Annotated in this window: 7 protein-coding genes; 6 read left to right on the top strand and 1 reads right to left on the bottom strand. The window is 58.5% G+C overall.

Features of this window, described 5'->3' with window-relative positions; genetic code table 11:
- From AC6FTP_RS25460 to AC6FTP_RS25435, 6 genes are all read left to right on the top strand, one after another.
- A partial coding sequence (locus tag AC6FTP_RS25460) for a transporter (protein WP_497209712.1) occupies nt 1-446 on the top strand: 446 nt, incomplete at its 5' end.
- A 12-nt stretch (nt 447-458) separates the two neighbouring features.
- Nucleotides 459-1,358: a metal ABC transporter substrate-binding protein gene (locus AC6FTP_RS25455; RefSeq protein WP_497209711.1), complete on the top strand. Its 900-nt coding sequence runs from the start codon at nt 459-461 to the stop codon at nt 1,356-1,358.
- A complete protein-coding gene (locus AC6FTP_RS25450; protein WP_497209710.1) occupies nt 1,355-2,254 on the top strand; it encodes a manganese/iron ABC transporter ATP-binding protein in 900 nt (299 codons plus the stop codon). Before AC6FTP_RS25455 ends, AC6FTP_RS25450 begins: the two co-directional genes overlap by 4 nt.
- A complete protein-coding gene (locus AC6FTP_RS25445) occupies nt 2,251-3,105 on the top strand; it encodes a metal ABC transporter permease (RefSeq protein ID WP_497209709.1) in 855 nt (284 codons plus the stop codon). Before AC6FTP_RS25450 ends, AC6FTP_RS25445 begins: the two co-directional genes overlap by 4 nt.
- Nucleotides 3,102-3,959, top strand: a complete 858-nt coding sequence (locus AC6FTP_RS25440; RefSeq protein ID WP_497209708.1) for a metal ABC transporter permease — start codon at nt 3,102-3,104, stop codon at nt 3,957-3,959. Before AC6FTP_RS25445 ends, AC6FTP_RS25440 begins: the two co-directional genes overlap by 4 nt.
- A gap of 226 nt (nt 3,960-4,185) precedes the next feature.
- The gene (locus AC6FTP_RS25435) at nt 4,186-4,503 is read left to right on the top strand and encodes a hypothetical protein (protein WP_497209707.1); all 318 of its coding nucleotides are present in this window, start codon (nt 4,186-4,188) and stop codon (nt 4,501-4,503) included.
- 190 nt (nt 4,504-4,693) lie between these two features.
- On the opposite strand, the gene AC6FTP_RS25430 is transcribed toward AC6FTP_RS25435, so the two are convergent.
- On the bottom strand, nt 4,694-4,881 hold a 188-nt coding region (locus AC6FTP_RS25430; protein WP_497209706.1), incomplete at its 5' end, for a hypothetical protein.

The raw sequence follows: 4,881 nt of genomic DNA, 5'->3' as shown, positions 1-4,881 counted from the left end.
TGCGCTATAAACAGAACCTCTGGGGCAACGACAGCGGCACCACGGCCTTCGCTTTGATGCCGTATCTGACCATCCCCACTCATACCGGCGTGAGTGATAAAGCTTGGGCCGGTGGCCTCATCATGCCGCTCGCGATCTCGCTTTCGGACCGCGTCTCGCTCGGCCTCATGGGCGAGGTGGACCTCGTCCCCGATGCGGAAACCAACGGCCACGACCTCGAATGGCTGCACTCCGCCACGCTCGGCATCTCTTTGACCGAAAAGCTCGGCATGTATCTCGAACTCGTTGGCATCGCCGGGCAGGATGCCGACTATCAGGCGCTATTCGATACGGGTGTCACCTTTGCTGTGACTGAAAGCCTCGTTCTCGATGCCGGCGTGCGACTTGGCATGAACCGCGCTGCGCCTGACTTCGGCGTCTTCACCGGCATGAGTATTCGTTTTTAAATTATCACCACCATGCTGACCCGCCTCCTTTCCCTCCTTCTAGTCCTTTCCGCGCTGCCTTCCTGCAAAAGAGAAGCGGCACCGTCGGACGGCAAAAAGCGCATCCTCACCACCTTCACTATTATAGAGGACATCGCGCAAAACGTGGCTGGCGACGCGGCGGTGGTCGAGTCCATCACGAAGCCTGGCGCTGAGATCCACGACTACGAGCCCACACCGCAGGACCTCGTGAAGGCGCAGGATGCCGATCTCGTGCTGTGGAATGGCCTCGGTCTGGAGCGCTGGTTTGAGAAGTTCCTCCAGCAGGTGCGCGATGTGCCCGCCGTGGTCATCAGCGATGGCGTCGAGCCGATGAGCATCGGCGAAGGCCCCTACAACGGCAAAGCCAACCCCCACGCCTGGATGTCACCCGCCAATGCCATCAAGTATGTCGAAAACATCCGCGCAGCTTTGGCGAAGCTCGACCCGCCCAACGCCGCCACCTACACCGCCAATGCCACCGCCTACACCGAGAAGCTGAGGGCCGTCGATGCGCCCGTGCGGCAGAAGTTGGAGACCATTCCTGCCTTGCAAAGGTGGCTCGTGAGCTGCGAAGGTGCCTTTTCCTACCTCGCCCGCGACTATGGCATGAAGGAACTCTACCTCTGGCCGGTGAACGCAGATCAAGAAGGCACGCCGCAGCAGGTGCAGAAAGTCGTCGATACCGTCCGCGCCAGCCAGATCCCCGTCGTCTTCAGTGAAAGCACCATCAGTGACAAAGCCATGCAACAAGTCGCCAAGGAAACAGGAGCCAAGTTCGGCGGCGTGCTCTATGTGGACTCGCTGACCGAAGCCACCGGCCCTGCACCGACGTATCTGAAGCTGCTCGAAACCAACGCTGACACCATTGTGAAGGCGTTCACCGGAAAATGACCCACCCCCTCTCCATCGAAGTCTCCAACGTCACCGTCGCGTATCCGAACGGGCACATCGCGCTGAGCGATGCCACGTTCACCCTGCGACAGGGAACCATCGCCGCTCTCGTGGGGGTGAACGGCAGCGGCAAGAGCACACTCTTCAAAGCCATCATGGGCTTCGTGCGGCCGGTGAGCGGCAGCATCCGGCTCGCGGGCAGCACGGTGGAGGCGTCGAGGAAGAGCAAGCTCGTGGCCTATGTGCCGCAGAGTGAGGAAGTCGATTGGACCTTCCCCGTCAGCGTGTGGGATGTCGTCATGATGGGCCGCTATGGGCACATGAACTTCCTCCGCATCGCCAGCGCCGAAGACAAACGCAGGGTGAATGAAAGCCTCGCCCGAGTCGGCATGACCGAGTTCAAAGATCGACAGATCGGCGAACTCTCCGGCGGGCAAAAGAAGCGCGTCTTCCTTGCCCGAGCGCTCGCGCAAAACGGCCAGATCATACTGCTCGACGAGCCCTTCACCGGCGTCGATGTCACTACCGAGGAAGCCATTATCGAGCTGCTCCGCGCCTTGCGTGATGAAGGCCGCATCATCCTCGTCTCCACGCACAATCTCGGCAGCGTGCCCGAGTTCTGCGACCATGTCGTGCTCGTGAACCGCACCGTCCTCGCCTCCGGACCGCTGGAAGACGTCTTCACCGAAGACAACCTCAACCGCGCCTTCGGCGGCGTGCTCCGCCAGTTCCATTTCGAAAGCAGCACCATCCAGGATCACGATGGCAAGACCGTGAAGCTGCTGACTGATGATGAGCGCCCACTCGTATTCGGCAAAGGCGGCCATCTCGAATACAAGGACCGGCATGGCAGGGAGAAGCTGGTCGAGCAGCGGAAAGAGGAGGTGGGGGAATGAATGACCTCCTCACGCCCTTCGAATACGACTACATGCTCAAAGCCATCCTCGTGAGCGGCTTGATCGGTGGAGTGTGTGCCTTCCTCTCGTGCTTCATCACGCTGAAGGGCTGGTCGCTCATGGGCGATGCCTTGTCTCATGCGGTGGTGCCGGGGGTGTCGCTGGCTTGGCTCTTGGGGCTGCCGTTCTCGGTGGGGGCTTTCATCGCGGGGATTCTGGCGGCGGTGACGATGGGATGGATCAAGAAGAAATCGGGGCTGCGGGAGGATGCAGTGATCGGCGTTGTGTTCACCAGTTGGTTTGCGCTCGGGCTGCTGCTGCTCTCGCTGTATCCGAGCAATCTGAACCTCAAGACCATCATCTTTGGCAACATCCTTGCCATCTCTGATCCCGACATCCTGCAGGTGCTCATCATCGCCGGCATCTCCATCCTCGTGCTGGCGATGAAGTGGCGCGACCTGCTGCTCTACTGCTTCGATGAGGCCCATGCGCGGGCGCTGGGTATGAACACGGGCTTCCTGCATTTCCTGCTGCTCTCGTTGCTTGCGGCGACAGCAGTGGCGGCGCTGCAAACGGTCGGCGCTTGTCTCGTCGTCGCCATGCTGGTCACGCCGGGAGCCACGGCCTATCTCCTGACGGATCGTTTTGGCAGGATGCTCGTCATCGCCACCATCACGGGCGCGTTGTGCGGCGTCATCGGCGCGTATGCCAGCTACTTCATCAATGGCAGCACGGGAGGGTGCATCGTTGTGCTGCAAACGCTCGTCTTCCTCGCGGCACTCATCTTCGCGCCGAAGCACGGCCTTCTTGCCACGCGACGCCTGCGTCGTCTTGCCTCACTACCCGCATGAGCTGGCTCGCCCCACTGCAATACCCCTTCATGGTCGAGGCGCTGATGATCAGCGCGCTCGTCGGCAGTGTGTGCGCCGTGCTTTCCTGCTACCTCGTGCTGAAAGGTTGGTCGCTCATGGGCGATGCCATCTCTCACGCCGTCCTGCCGGGCATCGTCATCGCTTACATGCTCGGGCTGCCGCTGGCCATCGGAGCCTTTGCGGCCGGGCTGCTCTGCGCCACGGCCACAGGCTGGATCAAAGCCAGCACACGCATCAAAGAAGACACCGTCATGGGCATCGTCTTCACCGGTATGTTCGCCTTCGGGCTCGTCCTTTTCACCAAGGTGCAGACAGACGCGCATCTGAACCACATTCTGTTTGGCAACATCCTCGGCATCGAGCGTGACGACCTCATTCAAACCGTCGTCGCCGGTGTCATCACGCTCGTCGTCATTCTCGCCATGCGGAAAGACCTCATGCTCTTCTGCTTCGACCCCGCTCATGCCCGCGCCATCGGGCTGAACACCACGCTGCTGCACTACGTCCTGCTATCGCTGCTCTCCGGCACCATTGTCGCCTCCATGCAGGCTGTGGGCATCATCCTCGTCGTGGCCATGCTCGTCACACCGGGCTGCACGGCGCGGCTGCTCACCGATCGCTTTGATCGCATGTTGCTCATCGCCACCGCCTCATCCGTGCTCGCGAGTTGCCTCGGCGTCTATGTCAGCTTCTTCATCGACGGAGACACCGGACCTTGCATCGTGCTAGCCCAGGCGACGATGTTTGCCGGGGCACTTGTCTGGAAGCACCACCGCCTGCGTCAAGCCACCAAGGGGGAACGCCATCCGGGTTTCAGTCTTGAAACAAGATAAGCCGCTCCATGACCGAGGGTTTCGTTCCTCAACCCCCGGCTACTCATGGGCTAGCCCTCCGGGCTAAGAGGAGGTTTTGGAATGGCCCTTCCCATGCCGGACAAAACGCACATTTTGATTGCCTGAATGCGGCCAGGGAGGGTAATCGTCATCGGTGAGCCACACCTCCCATCTTCAGACAACAAATCAGTGGGCTACTTTTGCTGAGAAACCGCACGATCTGTGAATGACCAACAGTGTTCGGCCACAAAATAGTATGGCTACCATAGAGCAATTTAACCAAGAATTTCACAAATACCTTGATGATGATTTCGAGGTTTTATTTGCTGCGCACGCGCCTCCGTCATTTGCAGCAATCGCTGAGTTTCAAAAAACGATTCAGTGCCACTTTCCAGCAGACTTCGTTTGTTTTATTTCCCACTACTGTAACGGATTTTACGCCGAAGCGCATGAGAGCGTGTGGCCAAGAAAGCAAGGAGGAGCTTACTGGATGTTTCAGCATGGGCTCTTGGTTTATGGATTGGACGCGGGCCTGCCAGATTGAACAAATCTACGGACTAACGTCTTTGAGTTTAGGAAAAAGTCAGGGACCGAGCTCACGCCATGCATGAAGACTATTTCGAGTGCTGATCCATATTGTTTTACTGCCGACGGTAACTTGGTGAAGTGGAATCATGAGATTGGTCAGCCCATGAAGCTTGCTGAATCCTTTTTTGAGGCATTCGTAAAGGAACTCAGTCATTTGCGAGCAAACAAAGAGAGGGCGAAAAAAGAGTTAGTTCACTGAACGCAGCTTCCCAATCGAGAATGCTAAAGTCGAAGAGAATAAGCACGACCATCTGGCGGCTTGGTTTGAACGTTACTCCATCAGAATGAGCTGGCACGTTGGCTGGATAGGTATCTTCCAGCAGCGAAGAAAAAA

The sequence above is a fragment of the Prosthecobacter sp. genome (assembly GCF_044378005.1).
Taxonomy (GTDB): domain Bacteria; phylum Verrucomicrobiota; class Verrucomicrobiia; order Verrucomicrobiales; family Verrucomicrobiaceae; genus Prosthecobacter.
Note: the sequence above shows the minus strand (reverse complement) of the source record. Positions and strands in the feature narration are given on the sequence as shown.